Origin of the sequence: Roseibium sp., assembly GCF_051016195.1 — a bacterium.
In the GTDB taxonomy this organism is placed as follows: Bacteria; Pseudomonadota; Alphaproteobacteria; order Rhizobiales; family Stappiaceae; genus Roseibium.
Window position 1 is genome coordinate 2,984,882 of record NZ_CP134616.1, and the last position, 17,160, is coordinate 3,002,041.

The 17,160-nt window shown below is 58.0% G+C and carries 15 protein-coding genes; 8 read left to right on the forward strand and 7 right to left on the reverse strand.

Annotated features, from left to right (window positions below):
• Window positions 1-79 precede the first annotated feature (79 nt).
• The 4 genes from RDA78_RS13745 to paaG all read right to left on the reverse strand — a co-directional run bounded on the left by RDA78_RS13745 (window position 80) and on the right by paaG (window position 3,468).
• Window positions 80-679, reverse strand: coding sequence for a TetR/AcrR family transcriptional regulator (locus tag RDA78_RS13745; protein WP_434055861.1), 600 nt, complete (start codon window positions 677-679; stop codon window positions 80-82).
• A gap of 200 nt (window positions 680-879) precedes the next feature.
• Window positions 880-2,190: a phenylacetate--CoA ligase PaaK gene (gene paaK, locus RDA78_RS13750; RefSeq protein ID WP_434055862.1), complete on the reverse strand. Its 1,311-nt coding sequence runs from the start codon at window positions 2,188-2,190 to the stop codon at window positions 880-882.
• 38 nt (window positions 2,191-2,228) lie between these two features.
• Window positions 2,229-2,672, reverse strand: coding sequence for a hydroxyphenylacetyl-CoA thioesterase PaaI (paaI, locus tag RDA78_RS13755; protein ID WP_434055863.1), 444 nt, complete (start codon window positions 2,670-2,672; stop codon window positions 2,229-2,231).
• A 1-nt stretch (window position 2,673) separates the two neighbouring features.
• Complete coding sequence (gene paaG / locus RDA78_RS13760; RefSeq protein WP_434055864.1) at window positions 2,674-3,468, reverse strand: 2-(1,2-epoxy-1,2-dihydrophenyl)acetyl-CoA isomerase PaaG; 795 nt, start codon at window positions 3,466-3,468, stop codon at window positions 2,674-2,676.
• A 204-nt stretch (window positions 3,469-3,672) separates the two neighbouring features.
• On the opposite strand from paaG, the gene RDA78_RS13765 reads away from it, so the two are divergent.
• From RDA78_RS13765 to RDA78_RS13775, 3 genes are all read left to right on the forward strand, one after another.
• The gene (locus RDA78_RS13765) at window positions 3,673-3,870 is read left to right on the forward strand and encodes a hypothetical protein (protein ID WP_434055865.1); all 198 of its coding nucleotides are present in this window, start codon (window positions 3,673-3,675) and stop codon (window positions 3,868-3,870) included.
• Window positions 3,867-4,838, forward strand: a complete 972-nt coding sequence (locus RDA78_RS13770) for a helix-turn-helix domain-containing protein (RefSeq protein WP_434055866.1) — start codon at window positions 3,867-3,869, stop codon at window positions 4,836-4,838. Before RDA78_RS13765 ends, RDA78_RS13770 begins: the two co-directional genes overlap by 4 nt.
• 180 nt (window positions 4,839-5,018) lie before the next feature.
• Entirely contained in the window at window positions 5,019-6,995 is a 1,977-nt protein-coding gene (locus tag RDA78_RS13775; protein ID WP_434055867.1) for a tyramine oxidase, read from the forward strand.
• A 57-nt stretch (window positions 6,996-7,052) separates the two neighbouring features.
• Here RDA78_RS13775 and RDA78_RS13780 read toward each other — a convergent pair whose 3' ends face one another.
• On the reverse strand, window positions 7,053-7,637 hold the full coding sequence (locus RDA78_RS13780) for a TetR/AcrR family transcriptional regulator (protein ID WP_434055868.1): 585 nt from the start codon (window positions 7,635-7,637) through the stop codon (window positions 7,053-7,055).
• Between the two features lie 90 nt (window positions 7,638-7,727).
• Here RDA78_RS13780 and RDA78_RS13785 point away from each other — a divergent pair, with 90 nt between their 5' ends.
• Both RDA78_RS13785 and RDA78_RS13790 read left to right on the forward strand, forming a co-directional pair.
• A complete protein-coding gene (locus RDA78_RS13785) occupies window positions 7,728-8,864 on the forward strand; it encodes an aromatic ring-hydroxylating oxygenase subunit alpha (RefSeq protein WP_434055869.1) in 1,137 nt (378 codons plus the stop codon).
• 331 nt (window positions 8,865-9,195) lie between these two features.
• Window positions 9,196-10,674 carry a methyl-accepting chemotaxis protein gene (locus RDA78_RS13790; protein ID WP_434055870.1) on the forward strand — a complete coding sequence of 493 codons (1,479 nt, stop codon included), beginning with the start codon at window positions 9,196-9,198 and terminating at the stop codon, window positions 10,672-10,674.
• A 55-nt stretch (window positions 10,675-10,729) separates the two neighbouring features.
• On the opposite strand, the gene RDA78_RS13795 is transcribed toward RDA78_RS13790, so the two are convergent.
• Together RDA78_RS13795 and RDA78_RS13800 are read right to left on the reverse strand one after the other, a co-directional pair.
• The gene (locus RDA78_RS13795; RefSeq protein WP_434055871.1) at window positions 10,730-11,989 is read right to left on the reverse strand and encodes a glycosyltransferase; all 1,260 of its coding nucleotides are present in this window, start codon (window positions 11,987-11,989) and stop codon (window positions 10,730-10,732) included.
• A gap of 15 nt (window positions 11,990-12,004) precedes the next feature.
• A complete protein-coding gene (locus tag RDA78_RS13800; protein ID WP_434055872.1) occupies window positions 12,005-12,505 on the reverse strand; it encodes a MarR family winged helix-turn-helix transcriptional regulator in 501 nt (166 codons plus the stop codon).
• A gap of 375 nt (window positions 12,506-12,880) precedes the next feature.
• Between RDA78_RS13800 and RDA78_RS13805 the strand changes: the two genes are divergently transcribed.
• From RDA78_RS13805 to RDA78_RS13815, 3 genes are all read left to right on the forward strand, one after another.
• A complete protein-coding gene (locus RDA78_RS13805) occupies window positions 12,881-14,629 on the forward strand; it encodes a type I secretion system permease/ATPase (protein ID WP_434055873.1) in 1,749 nt (582 codons plus the stop codon).
• On the forward strand, window positions 14,626-16,011 hold the full coding sequence (locus tag RDA78_RS13810) for an HlyD family type I secretion periplasmic adaptor subunit (RefSeq protein ID WP_434055874.1): 1,386 nt from the start codon (window positions 14,626-14,628) through the stop codon (window positions 16,009-16,011). The genes RDA78_RS13805 and RDA78_RS13810 overlap by 4 nt, the downstream gene beginning before the upstream one ends.
• A gap of 486 nt (window positions 16,012-16,497) precedes the next feature.
• The gene (locus RDA78_RS13815; RefSeq protein ID WP_434055875.1) at window positions 16,498-17,100 is read left to right on the forward strand and encodes a calcium-binding protein; all 603 of its coding nucleotides are present in this window, start codon (window positions 16,498-16,500) and stop codon (window positions 17,098-17,100) included.
• Window positions 17,101-17,160 lie beyond the last annotated feature (60 nt).

Genomic DNA, 17,160 nt, shown 5'->3' on the forward strand with positions numbered 1-17,160 from the left:
GTCGAATGCATCCTGCAGAAACGCGCATCATCGCGGAGCGCCAGCTTCTTGCCACCCGCCACCTGCTTACCGCTTGTCCCTATCGAACCTTCTTGATGCCTTCCAGGATCAGCGTCGTGGCGACGTTGGCGTAGTCCTCGCGGGAGATCGGGCCGCCTTCCTTGAACCACATGTAGACCCAGTTCATCATGCCGAAGAGGGACATGGTGACGGGCATCAGAAGTGGCCGGTCCGGGTTCGCGAGATCCGGATGGATGTCCTTCAGCACACTGGAGAAGTGCCGCACGATCCGGCGCTCGATGGCAACGATTTCCGCCTTCTGTTCGTCGGAAAGGGCAGGTCCGGCATTCAGCTGAACCTTGTGCTGATCATCAGCGCCGCGATAGCTGTCGAGAACCGTCAGGACAAGCTTGCGCAGCCTCTTTTCCGCGGGCAGCGACGGGTCGTCGGCCTCTTCCAGCGCAGCGTCCAGAATAGCCAGATGCGACTGAATGATCGCGAAAATCAGCACGCCCTTGGACGGGTAGTAGTGGTAAAGCAGCGACTTGGAGACACCTGCCTCCTGCGCGATCTGCGACATGGACGCCTTTTCCATGCCCTGGGTCGCAAACACATTGGCTGCCGTCAGCAACAGACCGTGCTGTTTTTCTTCAAAGTCACTGGCGCGGGTTCTCGCCATGTGTTCCGGCCTCCATTTTCGAAACCAGGTCTTGCCCTCACAAAACTGACGGCACTGGTATGACCTAAGGTTGCGCCTTCATTGGGGTTTTAGCCTGCGTTGCCTGGATTGACCAGCCGGTCCGTCAATTAACGGTGGACCGGCTGACCGTCTGGTCAGACCCGGCTCGCCGCATGTCGCTCAAAGCCGGGACGATCCGCTCATTCCTTCGGACGGTTGTCGACCACGCGCTGTGCCTTGCCTTGCGAGCGGGCAACGCCGTGCGGCTCGTGGATTTGAACCTTCGAGGAGACCCCGATTGTCGACTTCACATGGTGGGCCAGTTCCTTGGCCGACGCTTCACGCGCGTCGCTGCTGCTTTGTGCAGGGGTCGCCTCGGCATGAATGATCATCGCGTCCATGCGTCCCTCGCGGATCAGTTCGATCTGGAAATGCGCGGTCAGGCCGTCGCATTTCAGGATCTGTTCCTCGACCTGGGTGGGGAAGACGTTAACGCCACGCAGGATGATCATGTCGTCGCTGCGCCCGGTGATCTTTTCGATCCGCCGCATGGAGCGGGCCGTGCCGGGAAGGATGCGGGTGAGGTCGCGCGTGCGGTAGCGCACCATTGGCAGGCCTTCCTTCGTGAGCGTGGTGAAAACCAGTTCGCCGGTCTGACCGTCCGGCAGGACTTCCTCGCTGACCGGATCTATGATTTCCGGATAGAAATGATCTTCCCAGACGTGCAGACCGTCCTTGGTCTCCACGCATTCCTGGGCAACGCCGGGGCCCATGATCTCCGACAGTCCGTAGATGTCGACGGCGTGCATGACGAACGCCTCCTCGATTTCCGAACGCATGGCGTTCGTCCACGGCTCGGCCCCGAAGATGCCGACCTTCAGCGAAGACAGGCGCGGGTCGAGGCCGAGGCGGCGGTATTCGTCCAGGATCGACAGCATGTAGGACGGCGTCACGGTGATCACGTCCGGGCGGAAATCCTCGATCAGCGTGACCTGGCGTTCGGTCATGCCTCCGGAGATCGGGACAACCGTGCAGCCGAGCTTTTCGGCGCCGTAGTGGGCGCCAAGACCTCCGGTGAAGAGGCCGTAGCCATAAGCGTTGTGGAGAATGTCACCCTTGCGCCCGCCGGCCGCGCGGATCGACCGTGCGACGAGGTCGGCCCAGTTGGAAATGTCGTTTGCCGTATAGCCGACCACTGTGGGTTTGCCTGTCGTGCCGGAGGAGCCATGAATGCGGACGAGCTCTTCCCTCGGTGTCGCGAACATGCCGAACGGATAGGTGTCGCGCAGGTCCTGCTTCACCGTGAACGGGAATTTGGCAAGGTCGTCCAGCGATTTGAAATCGTCCGGATGGACACCGTGCTTATCGAATTGCTGCTTGAAGAACGGTGAGTTCCGGTAAGCGTGGCCAAGTGTCCAGGCGAGGCGTTTTTGCTGCAGCTCCGAAATCTCGTCGCGGCTGGCGATCTCGATCGGGTCGAGACTGTCACGCTCAGGGGTAAGATCGATCATCGAGTGTCCTCCCGGGACGCTGAGTGCGCCGTTTCTGGTTATTCGGTCAAGAAAGTGCGGTTGATGGTGCGGGAATGGCCGCGAAACTCCGCGATCACCGTGCCGTCTTCACGTGTGAGCCTGATGTCATAAATGCCCGATCGTCCCTCCCTGGAGACCTCGCGGGCCCGGGCGGTCAAAACGTCGCCGAGCGCACCCGGTTTGACATAGGTGATCGTGCAGTGCTGCGCGACAGTCACCTGGTTATAGGTGTTGCAGGCAAAGGCGAAGGCGCTGTCCGCGAGGGTGAAAAGATAGCCGCCATGCATGTTGCCATGACCGTTCGTCATGGCCTTCGTCACTGTCATGCGGATGTCCGCTTCGCCCGGGGCAACGCGCAACAGTTCCATGCCGAGTTCCTGCGAGGCATTGTCGTCGTCCCACATGATCCTTGCGCAGGTTTCAGCCAGTTCCTGAGCGGTCATTTCGGAGGAGGTATTCATGCTAGCGCCCCTTGAAAACGGCCGGGCGTTTTTCGAGGAATGCGGTCACGCCCTCCGCATAGTCGTCCGTAAATCCGGCTGTTCGCTGGCAGTCCCGTTCCATGTCCAGGTGGGTGTCAAGGTCCTGCGTTGGTGCTGCCTGTATCAGCCGTTTCGTGAGACCCAGGCCAACGGTCGGTCCGGCGGCAAGCCGCTCCGCGATCGCGCCTGCCTCTTCCAGCAGGATTTCGTCGTCGACGGCCTTCCAGATGAGACCCCAATCCTGCGCCTGTTCGGCCATTAACGGTTCCGCGAGGAGGGCAAGCGCCTTGGCACGGGGTTCTCCCAAAATCCGGGTCAAGGACCAGCTGCCGCCGGCATCGGGAATAAGACCGATCCTGGAAAAGGCCTGGATGAACTTTGCCGAACGTGCCGCCAGAACAATGTCGCAGGCAAGCGCGATATTCGCCCCCGCGCCCGCAGCAACACCGTTGACTGCGCAAATGATGGGTTTTTCCAGCGACCTCATCAAACGCAGCGTCGGATTGTAGAAGGTGTCGAGCGTGTGGCCGAGATCGGGTTTTTCAGTGCTCTTGCGCGGGTCGCGGTCGCCAAGGTCCTGGCCAGCACTAAACCCCCGGCCGGCTCCGGTCAGGAGAACCGCACGGACTGCGTCCACTTTCGTCGCCTGCTCAAAGGCTGCGCGCAGAGCAAGATGCATGTCCTCGTTGAACGCGTTGAGCTTGTCCGGACGGTTCAGCGTTACTTTCAGAACGCCGTTCTCAAGGGTCGAGACAACGGTTTGGCTTTGCGTCATGTTTCACTCCCTGGACCGCTCGCTCCCCGGGTCCGCAATTCCCTTATTGCATAAACCGTCCGGTCGATCAATTATAGTATTGCTTGTATCTTGTATGTGATGCGTGTGCGGAGCGATGCCGAACCCCCTTGTTTCGCATGGTGCCCACTTGAGCCGGGTGTCGCAAGAGGCGGTTCGGACTGATTGCCCAATGGGGAGGTGCCAATGGTCGAATCGCATGAATCCGTTCCGCCGCCGGGACCGGCGGGTGGCATCGCCAGGGACGGATTCCAGGATGCGCATATCTCTCCTGCAAGCGATGTCCCGTCTTCCCTTTACCAGGGAGCGCCGCTCGGTCTACTGTTGAATGATCGAGAGCGTGCCCACTCCACATCTCCTGCAGCGAACAGGTTGATCGAATGATACCTGACAACATCGATCTTGCCATAACCCCGTTGGCACCAACGCGTGCCCGTTCGCAACCGGTCGAGGAATTGACCGGAAATATCCGTAACGTGTGCGGCGATTTTGAAATCGAACCGCCGGATCCCGCAAGCGGGCGCGTGAAGGGCGACGTTTCCACCATGAGCGTTTCTCGGTTCGAAACGGCGATCGTGTCCCTGAATGCGAAGCGGGTCCTCAGGGACAAGCGCATGATCAAGAGAGATCCGGGCGAGCATCTTTTTCTCGTGATCCAGGACAAGGGGAACTGCTGGATCCACCAGAACGACACATCCGTTCATCTTGCGCCGGGCGATATGTACCTCGTCGACAGCGCGCACTGTTCGGAGTTTGTCTATAACGGTGTCGATGCGCGGCAGGTGTCGATCCATCTTCCCCGGTCGGAAATGCTGCACCGGTTCGGCGCGATCTGCACCGGAGGTATCGCAATTGACCGCTCAGACCCCCTCTTTGTTGCAATGCGTGCGGTTCTGACGAAAATCTTTTCCGACGACGCGAGCGTTGCACCGCATCACGGAGAAGCCTTCCTCAGCATTCTGGGTGCTTACTTCCGCAGTGTGGAGCACCAGGAAGCGCTGCAGGACCGCACGTCGAAGGGCGTGTTGTCGCGCGCATTGTCGCTGATCGACAGGCATGCGATGGACCCGGATTTCGGGCCGCAGAAACTGGCCGAACTTCTCCAGGTTTCGCCGCGCACACTGCAGAGGCAATTCGGGGTGCTCGGCGAACCTGTCGGCAAGCGATTGCTCGCGGTTCGTCTCGAAACAGCGCGGGCGCGGCTGAACGCAGGGAACGACGGTCCGGGGCGCAACACAATCGCGGATGTCGCCTATGAAAGCGGCTTCAACGATCTCTCCTATTTCTACCGGGCATTCCGCGACAGGTTCGGGATGCCGCCCGGAGATCTCAGGAAGAAAGTGTCGCTCTGAACCAAAGCCTTTGGCGTCCTCGCCCAAGACTGTTGCGTTTGCCCGGGTATCGTTATCGTGAGGGAGCCGGTCCAAGAGAGCACGCATTGGATCATGAGCCGGGAGGACGCTCTTGATCCGAGCCTTGTGCGATGTTCGACGTTCCGGTTCCGGTCTCAATTGAGAAACCGGAGAGGGTTCATGAAAATCAAGCAGATCCTGGCCTCAAGCGCGGTTCTGGCCGGCATGGCCACAAGCGCGCTGGCGCATCCGCTGGACGGACTGACAGCTGAAGAATATCAGAAGATCAACCAGATCCTGAAAGACAGCGGGACCGTTACGGATCAAACCCTGTTTCCGTTGATCGAACTGAAAGAACCGCCAAAGGCGGATGTCCTCGCGTGGAGCGAAGGCGACGCGCTCGACCGCAAGGCCATGGTCCAGTTCACGACCGCGGACGGGTTCAGCGAAGCCGTCGTCAACATCACGCAAGGCACCGTGGAGAGCAACGCGGCGATCCCGGACTCAGGACAGCCCATGATCCTGTTTGCCGAGTTCATGACCGCGCTCGAAGGCGGGCTGACGCATCCGGACATGATTGCCGGTCTGGAAGCGCGCGGATTGACGCCCGAAGACGCCTTTTGCCTGCCATTGACGGCCGGCAATTTCTTCACGCCGGAGTTCGAGAACTCGCGCCTGATGAAGATCCCCTGCTACCAGAACCCGACCGGCTCGAATTTCTATGCCAAACCCATCGAGGGACTGTTCACGCTGTTCGACGTCGGCAAGAAGGAAGTCATCGAGGTGGTCGATACCGGCGTGGTGCCGATACCCCAGGATCCGTGGGGCTACACCGAAGAGGAAATCGCCGAACGCGCACCGCTTCGCCCGGAGACCAACCGGGTCCTTTTGAAGCAGGAGGGCGGCCCGAACTACAAGATCGACAGCAGCCATGTGGAGTGGGACATCTGGCGCTTCAACTACCGTGTGGACAAGCGGCCCGGACTGGTCATATCCAATCTCGACGCAAATGATCAGGGCACGTGGCGATCCGTGATCTACCAGATGCATCTGTCCGAGGTGTTCGTGCCTTACATGGATCCGACCGAGGGCTGGTACTGGCGGACTTACATGGACAGCGGCGAATACGGGTTCGGTCTTTTTCTGACGCCGTTGCGGGCCGGCATCGACTGCCCCGATTATGCAACATTCCTGCCCGCCCTGATCACGGATGACAGCGGTGCTCCGCTGGAGATACCGGACGCGATCTGCATTTTCGAGCGCAACATTGGCGACCCGGCCTGGCGCCATTTCGAAATCTTCGCGCAGGGACCCGACCAGTTCACGCCGGCCGAAGGGCGTCCGGAAACCGAACTCGTTGTGCGTACCGCATCGGAAGTCGGCAACTATGACTACCTGATCGACTACCGCCTGAAACAGGATGGGCAGATCTTCATCAAGATCGGGGCGACCGGCCTTGACGCCGTCAAGGGAGTTGCGTCCACGTCGATGAACGATGCAACGGCGGCAGAGGATACGAAATACGGAACGCTGATCGCGCCGAACCTGGTGGCCGCCAATCACGATCACTATTTCAACTTCCGCATCGATTTCGACATCGATCAGCCGGTCAACCACATGGGCACCATGGAGATCGTGCCCGCAGAACTGGATCCGAAGCATCCGCGCAAATCCATGTGGACCTGGAAGCACGAGATGCCTGACAGTGAACTGGACGCGCGCTATCGCTTCAGCGCTTCAAAGCCGAAACACGTGCACATCACCAATCCGGCACGAGAGGGATATCTGGGCCAGACGCCAGGCTGGATGATCCATCACGGGTCGATCGCGTACGGGCCGTTCGATTTCGAGAACGATCCGCCGTTCAAGCGGAACGCCTATATCGAGTACTCCTCCTGGACAACAGTCCATGACCCTGAGCAACGGTATGCCGGCGGAAAATACGCCATGCAGAGCGACGGTACGGATACGCTCGCCGAATGGGTCAAGGCGGACAGGCCGCTCATGGGTCAGGATGTGGTGTCATGGTTCACGGCCGGCTTCCATCACGTTCCGCGAATGGAGGACTGGCCGGTCATGTCGACAGAATGGAAGACTGTTCACATTATGCCGTTCAATTTCTTCGCGCATAATCCGGCAATGACACTGCGGAAATAGGGCTGTAGCCGGGGCCGTCAGCGCCCCGGTCACTTCCTGGCAGCAGGAAACGCCGCCTCAAAGACGCAAGAGCAGCGTGGACAGGAAGACGTCCTTCGTCTCTTCCAGTTTGCCGTGCCCCCAGATCGCTTCGAGCGTGGGCTCGGACATGGCAAAATAGCTGACCGCACCGATAAGCTGATAAGCCGCTGCTGTGCGTTCAGCCTCGGAGCGGTAGCGCCATTTCGGCAGGTCGGTGAGAAGATCGACGCTCTTGTCCAAAAATGTTTTCAGGTACCACTTCCGGCTGGTTTCCACGCGGTCCAGATTGTCGAGCAGTTCCCTCGCAATCAGCCGGCCGTCATTCGGCGCGTCTCGTGCATGCTCCATCAGTCTTTCAAGAAAGAAGCGAAGCTTTTTCTCCGCACCCTGATCCCGCGCCGTGACGTCCTCGATGATCGCGTCGAAGCGGCGGGAGACGTCTGCCAGAACTGCGCCATACAGTGCTTCCTTTGTCTTGAAGTGATAGAGGATCGACTGCTTTGTCAGGCCCAGTTCGTCCGCGACATCAGCCAGGGAGGCGCCGTAAAAGCCACGTTCCGAGAACAGGCGCAGCGCTGTGTCGATGAACTTCTTCTTCGGAGAATCGATTTGACCGGTCATGGGGCAATCATAGCACTCGATTGACAACTTACCAGTTGTAAAGTAAAACTTACCAATTGGTAAGTTGCATGACATGCGTAGAGAACGAAGATGAACCGAGAGCTGGAAATCTCGCTGCTGCAGGAACTCAAGGGATTGAAGGAAAACGGTCTTCTCTTCCTTGATGACGGCGTTCAGTTCTCTCCGGTCGCACGTTACCTGTCCGCCGAAAGGTTCGAGCGCGAGAGCGACAGGATTTTCCGGTCTCTTCCCCTGATCGCAGCGCATGCAAGTGAATTGCCGGAAAAGGGATGCTTCTTGACACGGCAGCTTGGGGGTCTTCCGGTTTTGCTCACGCGGGATCGGAGCGGCACGGTGCATGCGTTCGTCAATGTATGCCGCCACCGCGGCGCGCGTCTCGTCGGCGACGAAAAAGGCTGCAGGCACAGCTTCAGTTGTCCCTACCATGCCTGGACATGGAACAGTTCAGGCGAGCTTCGCGGTGTTCCTCACGAAAAGCCCGGTTTTCCGGATCTCGACCGGGACGCCTTTGCCCTGAAGCGCTTGCCCGCAACGGAACGTTTCGGGCTTGTCTGGATGGTGACCGATCCGGACGCGAGGCCTGACTTCGATGCGTTTCTCGACCCGATCGCCGAGGATCTTGTGTGGGTTGGGATGGACAGGCTCAGGATCGCTGCCAGCGATACGTTCACTCTGTCCGCGAACTGGAAGCTGCTCGTTGAAGGCGGGCTTGAGGCATATCATTTCAAGGTTGCGCACAAGGAGACGATCGGTCCGCATTTTGTGGACAATCTCTCAAGCTACGAGATGCTCGGATCGCACATCCGGTCGATCCTGCCGCGTACATCGATTGCGGCGATGCCGGCCGTGGGTGAAGAGGGTTGGTCCATTCGTGATCATGCCAATGTCCTCTACAGCGTGTTTCCGTCGAGCCAGTTCCTGCTCATGCAGGATCATGTCGCATGGGTGAAGCTCCATCCGCTCTCAGCCGGCCGGACAGAGGTTCAAGTCACGACTCTCGCGCCGGCATCGGCCATAACGGACCGGCAGACGGACCACTGGCATCGAAACCACAAGATCACGTCGCTGACACTTGCGGAGGATTTCGCTCTCAATGAAGCGGTTCAGAGCGGGCTGGAGAGTGGCGCCAACACGGCCTTGACCTTCGGGCGCTACGAAGGTGCGCTTCACAGATTCAATGAAGAGATCGAGAAATACCTGGTGTGACGATCTGAACAGCGGCTCAAGCTCAGACAAAAAGCAAAGATTTTTCCCGCCTCCAAGGCTCTTAGACTGCCTTTTCAGGTTCAACCTTGGTTTGCAGTCATTTGCATTTCAGACGCTCTGGCGCGTCTCGATAAGCGATTATTGGCATTTATACTGATAAACGAAACGAAGAATAGTTGCGATATTATACTTATGGTTGAATCGCGAATTCTTCGCTCTTAAGTCAAAAAGGCACTCTTACGAGTCCAAAAGCATTTTGGATCAATATTTTTTTTACCTACCAGTGCGTAACTCAGCGTTAATGGAAACTTTGAGTCCGAAGGGACACACCATGACGTTTGTTTTCGGGAACGCCGCAAAGGCAACAATCGAAGCCTTCAGCCGCTCGCAGGCGATGATCGAATTCACGCCAGATGGACACATCCTGCACGCCAATCCGAATTTCCTTGGTGCAATGGGCTACACGCTTGATGAGATCAAGGGCCAGCACCACCGGATGTTCGTCGATCCGGACTACGGCGATAGCCAGGAATACAACGAGTTCTGGCAGGAGCTTGCGTCCGGCGAATTCAAGGCTGAAGAGTTCCTGCGGTTCGACAAGGCCGGAAACGAGGTGTGGATCCAGGCCTCCTACAATCCGGTCGTGAATGCAGCCGGCAAGGTGGTCAAGGTCGTCAAGATCGCGTCGGACATTACTGCGCAGAAGATACGCAGCGCCGATTTCGAGGGGCAGGTTGATGCGCTCAATCGCTCGCAGGCGGTGATTCACTTCGAGCTCGATGGCACGATTCTCGACGCCAACGAAAACTTTCTCGGCGCCATGGGGTACTCGATCGACGAGATCCGTGGTCAGCACCATAGAATGTTCGTGGAGGCGGATTACGGTCAAAGCGACGCATATCGACGGTTCTGGGAAGAACTCGCAGACGGCCACTTCAAGGCGGATGAATTCAAACGCGTTGCCAGGGGCGGGCGAGAAATCTGGATCCAGGCCACCTACAATCCGATCATGGATGCCTCGGGCCGTCCGTTCAAGGTCGTGAAATTCGCATCCGACATTACCGAGCAGGTTCTGGAGCGCCAGCGCCGCAGGTCGGTGCAGCAACAGATCGATGCGGACCTCTCGGAGATGTCTCAGTCGATTTCAGAAACGGCACATCAGGCCAGCGAATCCGCGTCTGCTGCGGAACAGACGTCTTCAAGCGTGCAAACGGTGGCGGCTGCTTCGGAGGAGCTTGTTGCCTCCATTCAGGAAATCAGCCGGCAGGTACAGGTGGCGCTGGAGGTCTCCGGAAATGCTCAGGGCGAGGCTGAGCGGTCCAGCGAGATCATGTCCGGTCTATCCGAAGATGCGAAGACGATCGGATCGGTGATCGAGCTTATCGACGGGATCGCCGACCAGACCAATCTGTTGGCGCTCAACGCGACCATCGAAGCGGCGCGCGCGGGCGAGGCAGGCAAGGGTTTTGCGGTGGTTGCCTCCGAGGTGAAAAGTCTCGCCTCCCAGACGAGCAAGGCGACGGAGGAAATCTCCACGCAGGTAAATTCCGTCCAGGAAACAACCGAGCGGGCGGTGGAAGCCATTGAGTCCATCATGGGCGTGATCAAGAACATCGCCGAGATCGCCACCAGCATCTCGACGGCGGTGGAGGAACAGACCGCTGTCACCAACGACATTTCCTCCAACATGCAATCGGCGGCGCAGGGCGTCGAACTGGTGACATCCAATCTTCAGACGATTTCGTCCGCCGCCACGCAGCTGGAAGGGTCTACAAGCACCGTTCGCGAGGCCTCGCAGTCCCTCATGTAGCTTTGGTGGATTTTGGCGGACCACCAATTGACGCGCCGCTTGCCGGCTCGGGCCGTCAGGCGTTGACCGGCAAGGCTGGTTCCGGACGGCCTAGTTGCGACCTGTCATAGGTGGTTGCCACTTGAGTGATGAACCGGTGAAGCCGTGCGCTGCAATCATTGAGGTCATAGCGCGAGACGATTGTTCGTCTCGCCTCGGCCCGCATTGCACGGAACGCGTCAGGAGCTGACAGGGCTTCTGCAATTGCGTCCGCGAAAGCATCTGTATCGAAGAAATCCACCAGCCGGCCATTCACGCCGTCGCTGACCACCTCGCGCACCGGCGGCGTGGCGGATGCAATGACCGGTGCCCCGCATGACATTGCTTCAAGGAATGACCAGGAGAGTACGAAGGGATACGTGAGGTAGACGTGAGCAGCAGATACCTGGAACAGACGCAGGAGATCGCGATGGGGGATTTGCCCCAGAAAATGAACCCTGTCCGGTGAAAGCCCGGTTTCGTCCAGAAGCTGTTTGCGCCAGCTGTCGCCACCCTGGGGCCCGCTTCCATAGCTGATGCCGTCTCCGCCTGCGATCACGAAGCGAACGTCCCGGTTTCGCGTGCCGACTGCTGCAGCGGCGCGCATGAATTGCGGAAAGCCGCGATAGGGTTCGAGATCGCGGGCCGCGAAGGTGACAACCGGGTCACCCGCGCTCAGAAGCGTTCCATCCGGCAATCGGAAGGAGGCAAGCGGATCCGGCCTCGCGCGGGATGTATCGATGCCCTCGTGCTGGGCGACGATTTTGTTGCGGTAAACTGCGGGGTATCTGCTTTTTTGCCATTTCGTCGGGCTGAGCCCGTAGTCCATCTGGTCGAGCGTTGCCAATTGCACGGCATTGCGCAGACGCATCGTCTGCTTCCGCTCCAGGCTGACCTTGTCCGAAGGGGCAAATCCGGCATCCCCGCCCTCGGTTTGGAAGTAGTACTCGCAAAACCCGACCACGGGTGTGTCCGGGAGCGCATCCTTGACGAACATCATTCCGCCCCAGGCGATGTGCCCGACAACAAGATCCGGAGCCCTGCCATGATGTGACAGCCGGCTCAGAATATCGGCCACACGCCGCCCGGCCTCAATATAGGGAACAGATGCTTCCTCCGACGCCCGACCCGCGGGTGCGCCGGTCTGCGCGTTTCCGTATCGCAACACGCGAAGCCCGGGAACGGGCCTGTCGGTGCTTTCGCACACCAGCGTGACCGTCCACCCGTCAAGGATAAGACGCCGGGCAATGTGTACAAATTGCCCGGGGCCGTGCCGGTGCACAAAAACAACATGCATTGGCAGCGCCTTTGATCAGAACCCGCTGACGCCCATCCGGCCGTTGCGCTGCTGGAGGTCGGTCGCCCATATGACTTCGAGTTTCCGCAGCAGGGCGAAGGTCTCTTCCAGTGCCATCCGGTCGCGCTCATTGCGCACGATCTGCTCCTGGTTCACCTCGTCTGCCGATTTTATGGCCTGACAGAGAGTCCTGCCCTTCTCCGTCAATCGGATCCTGGCCGAGCGCCTGTCGCGTGCAGATGCGGTGCGGTCGACATAACCGGACTGAACCAGTTGCTTCAGGCTGTAGGAGGCATTGGATCCAAGATAGTGCCCTCTGTCCATCAGGTCGCGAACCGACAGGTCGTCGTCGCCGATCGTGAACAGAAGCATTGCATGGGACGGCGAGATGTCATCCGCCCCGATGCGGATCAGATCGACGCGAAGACGATCCAGGTAACGCCGGTACATTCTCTCGATAACGCGAACTAGCTCGAAGTGGTTCGCGTGAGAGTAGGGGTTCATTTCGGCCCTCATGTCCGACTCCGCTATTTTGTATGTATTTTCTTCAACCTGTGGTTTTGGGATGTTGATCCGGCCATTTATCTGTTGTGGTGCATCAGTGAATATTTTGTGCATGCGCCCCTAACTCCCACCAAATTTCGAACTAAAGTCGAAATAATTTCATTACCGTGTTGCTCCTCGTCTTCGCAGTTATTGGTCGTTTTTATTTATAATTTTATCTTTTGCATGAGAATCAATTGCGTGCCACAATTAAATCCCAAATTTCTCTCAAGTTAGTCTACAACCTTTCATCATTTATAGGGAAAAGATGTGTCGATTTCTAGGCAAATACTGAATTTTTTCGCACGTGCGAACTCGTCTTTGAGTTGAATGTTTGGAGATTTGTGAATGGCTGAGCAGGTGAAACCAGCGGCAAACGACCCGTCCTTGCTGGTTCGAGAGGCCCGGAAGACTTTTGCAACTGGATTAATCGCTGCCGCTTTTTTGAGCGGCTTCATCACGCTCCTGCAGCTCACGGCGCCGCTCTTCATGCTGCAGGTTCACGATCGGGTTCTGAACAGCCAGAGCCTCGACACGCTTGGAATGCTCGTTGTTATCGCAGCCGGTGCACTGACCCTTTACGGGATCCTGGAGTTCATCCGAAGCCAGATATTCCAGGTGATGGGGACCGAATTGGTGCGGCGGCTGAACCACACTGCCATCGAAGCAGGTGTGAAATCGTCTCTGGAAAAGGGGGGCAGTCTTGCCTCCGAAGTGCTCCGCGATTTGAGTGACCTCAGGAGCTTCATCACCAGCAATGCCATCAGCGCCCCGCTCGAGGCTCTCTGGGTGCCCATGTTCCTGGCGGTCCTGTTCATCTTGCACCCCCTATACGGTCTGCTGGCCATCATATCCGCCTTCGTTCTGATCGGCCTCAATCTCATTTCGGACATGGCGACCCGATCCTTGCTGAACGAGGCCAACTCGGCAAATGTCGAAAACGTTGCGAAGATGGGCTCCACGTTGCGTCATGCGGAGACCATCGAAGCAATGGGACTGATGCCGGCGCTCGCGCGGCGCTGGCAAAAGAGACAGCTGCATGCGAGCGAGCTGATGGCCTACGGCAGCAGGCGCGGCAAGGCGATCCATGCAATGACACGGAGCCTGCGCATGGGCATGCAGATCGGCGTGCTCGCGCTTGGTGCCGATCTGGTTATCAAGGGTGAGGTGACGGCCGGGACGATGATTGCCGCCAGCATCATCACCGGACGCCTGCTGATGCCTTTCGACAACATGACCGAGAACTGGAGACAGTGGGTCTTCGCGTTTACCGCCTGGGGCAGGGTTCGCGACGTTCTCGAAAACCACGCATCCATCCGGCAAACCATCGCAACGCCGCCCAGCCAGGGTCCGCTCAAAGTCGACAAGCTTGTCTTTGTCGCACCGAACACGCCCGTTCCGGTGATCAAGGGCATTTCCTTCACGCTTGAGCCGGGCGATGTCCTAGGTGTCGTCGGACCGTCCGCGGCCGGCAAATCCACCCTGGCGCGTCTTCTTGTCGGGGCGCTCCAGCCAACGACAGGCGGCGTGTTTCTTGACGGGCACAATGTCTATCTTTGGGAGCGGGCATCATTTGGCGCGATGATCGGCTATTTGCCCCAGTCGGTTTCTCTTCTGGACGGTACCGTGCGCGAAAACATCTCGCGCATGTATGAGGCGGACCCGCAGATGGTCATCGATGCGGCACGCTCTGCGGGCGTTCATGAAATGATTGGCCGCATGCCGCTCGGCTACGATACGCCCGTCGGTGACAACAAGTACACATTGTCCGGGGGGCAGAAACAGCGTGTTGCACTCGCACGTGCCCTCTTCGGGCAGCCCCGGCTGCTCGTTCTGGATGAGCCCAACGCGAACCTCGATACCGAAGGAGAGGTCGCGCTCTTGCGGGCGATTTCGAGCGCCAAGGAGGATGGCGCCATCGTGGTGGTGATTGCGCACCGTCCGGCCATCATGGAAGCCGCGGACAAGATCCTGGTGCTCGAAGACGGCCGGATCAGCCAGTTTGGTGACAGGACCGAGGTCGTGAGCAATATCTCCCAGCGCCTACCTGCACCAAAACCGACACCCGCTCTTCCGCCGAATGGAGAGGTCGCATGAAAACGGACCCGGAAAACCAGGTCGCCAAAACGGCTCAGCAGTTACCCGACACCCCGCAGAAACCGTTCTGGCAGCCAGCCGATAGCCTGGACGCCGAAAAACCCACAAGCCTTCGCGGCCCGCTGATTGCCTCGTCCATTGCCGTCATCATCGGCTTTGGAGGTTTTCTGCTGTGGGGATTCACGGCGGATCTCGACAGTGCGGCCGTCGCGACAGGAAAGGTTGTCGTCGACAGCCAGCGGAAGACAATCACGCATCTTGAAGGGGGAATTCTCCGCCGGCTGCTCGTTCAGGAAGGGGATTTCGTGAAGGCAGGCCAGCCGCTGGTCGAACTGGACGACACCCGCGCGCGCGCGGAACTCGCCCAGTTGCGTGCCAAACGGATAAGCCTCATGGCGACGCTTGCGCGCCTGCGCGCGGAACGGGATTTGAAAAACGACATAGAGATGCCTCCCGAACTGACGAAAAGCGACGCTATCGCGGTTGCGGACGTGATTGCGGCAGAGCAGCGTTTCTTCGAAAAACGGCGCAAGGTCTATGAAGGCAAGGTTGCCTTCCAGCAGAAGGAGATCGAGCAGTTCGAGGCCCAGATCAAAGCAACGGAAGCGCAGATCGAAGCGAACACGAACCGGCAGGTCTTGCTGCAGGAAAGGGTCGAAGCCCTTACCTTGCTCGAAAAGAAGGGTTTTGCATCGAAGGCGATCCTGAGCGATGAGCAGCTTGAACTCAGCGAGCTGATCGGCGATGGCGGTCAATTTGCGGCAGACAAGGCAAAACTGGAAAAGGCCCGGCAGGGGGCGGAGGTTGCGCTTCTGCAGGCTGAGCAGGAACTGCAGAGCGAAATCGCGAGTGAAATCCTGACAGCGCAGCTGGAGCTCAACACCACGAACGAGCAGATCATATCGTCCAAGGACATTCTGGACCGGCTGGTGGTTCATGCGCCGCAAAGCGGTATCGTCTATGACATTGAAATGCGCACGCCCGGCAGTGTTGTCGAACCCAGCAAGGCAATCATGGATATTGTCCCGCAGGACGAGAAAATGCTCGTCGAAGTGCGCATGAACCTGAAGGACATCGATCATGTCCGGGTCGGTTCGGAGGCACGGATCAGGCTGACGGCTTATGACCGGCGGAACGTACGCCCACTGGAGGGAGCGGTGTCGTTTGTGGCAGCTGACCAGAGTGTCGACCAGCAGACGCAGGAGGCATTCTACGTGGTGCGTGCGGAAGTCGACCAGACGGAGCTTGCCAACAATCCCGTCGTCGCTCTTTATCCTGGCATGCCTGCCGAAGTGCTGATCGTGCGCCGTGCGCGCAAGGCGATAGAATATCTCGTGGAGCCGATTTCGGACAGTTGGAACCGTGCTTTCCGCGAAGACTGATCGCAGTCAATCCTCGTGAAAATTAATGATGACGGCAGCTCATTGTTGAGCTGCCGTTTGTTTTTGCGCTGCAGCATAGATTCGTGTCGTGCGAACGGCGTTTCAGAGATTTTTCTTTAGTTCTACTAACCGATGCGTGTATGCGGGTTTAGTTCGAAAATTTATTTTTCCTGATTTAAGTTTCTGAAAAACAAACAGGAAAATTGATTACAGCCGAAAGTCAGGCTTTGAATCGACTCAAATAATTTTGAAAGTCGATGTAATAAACTCATATTAGTCTGGTAAAATTGACGTATCCTTCGAGTAATATTGTATAAAATACTCCACATTCAAAATATTGCCTTACTTTTTTCACTATTCATCTCTTTGCTTATAGTTATAAATGTGTATTGTGATTTCGTGCCGCAAGAAAACAAGTTTTGTGCGGTGCGGGATGTCACGGGTTCCGGGGCATTGTGTAAGTGAGGTAAACTTCAGGAGTAAGCTATGGCCACAATTGAAGGCAGTGCTTTCCAGGATTTCCTATCGGGTACAAGTGCCCAGGATTTCATTTTCGGGCTGGGCGAAGCGGATGTTGTCGTGGGCAATGAAGGCGATGACTTTCTGTTCGGTGGCAAAGGCGGCGATCTGATCGTCGGCGGCGAAGGCGCCGACAAGATTTTCGGCGAAAGCGGCAACGACGTCATTCTTGGCGGCGCTGATGCTGATACCATTTTCGGTGGTTCCGGTTCCGACTACATCGAAGGCGGCGATGGTGGCGACATCATCCTCGGCGGAGAGGGAACCGACATCATCGACGGTGGTGCCGGAAACGATCTGATGTTCGGTGGCGGAAACCACGATGTGTTCGTTTTCACCGGTGGTGGTGGCAACGACATCATCATGGACTTCCAGGTTGGCGATCTCGTCCAGATTTCCGCGAACATCAACAACACCGGTATTGGCTCTGCGGCGGATGTCGCGGATCGCGCGACCCAGGTCGGCAACAATACGGTCATCGATCTGGGCAACGGCGACACCGTCACGCTCAACAACATCGATGCAGACGACCTGAAGGATAACCCTGAAGGCTTCGTCGTCGTGACATAACGTGACTGTCCCGGGTGTTCGATCTTCGGACACCCCGGGGCCGTTATCTTCCGTCAGCCG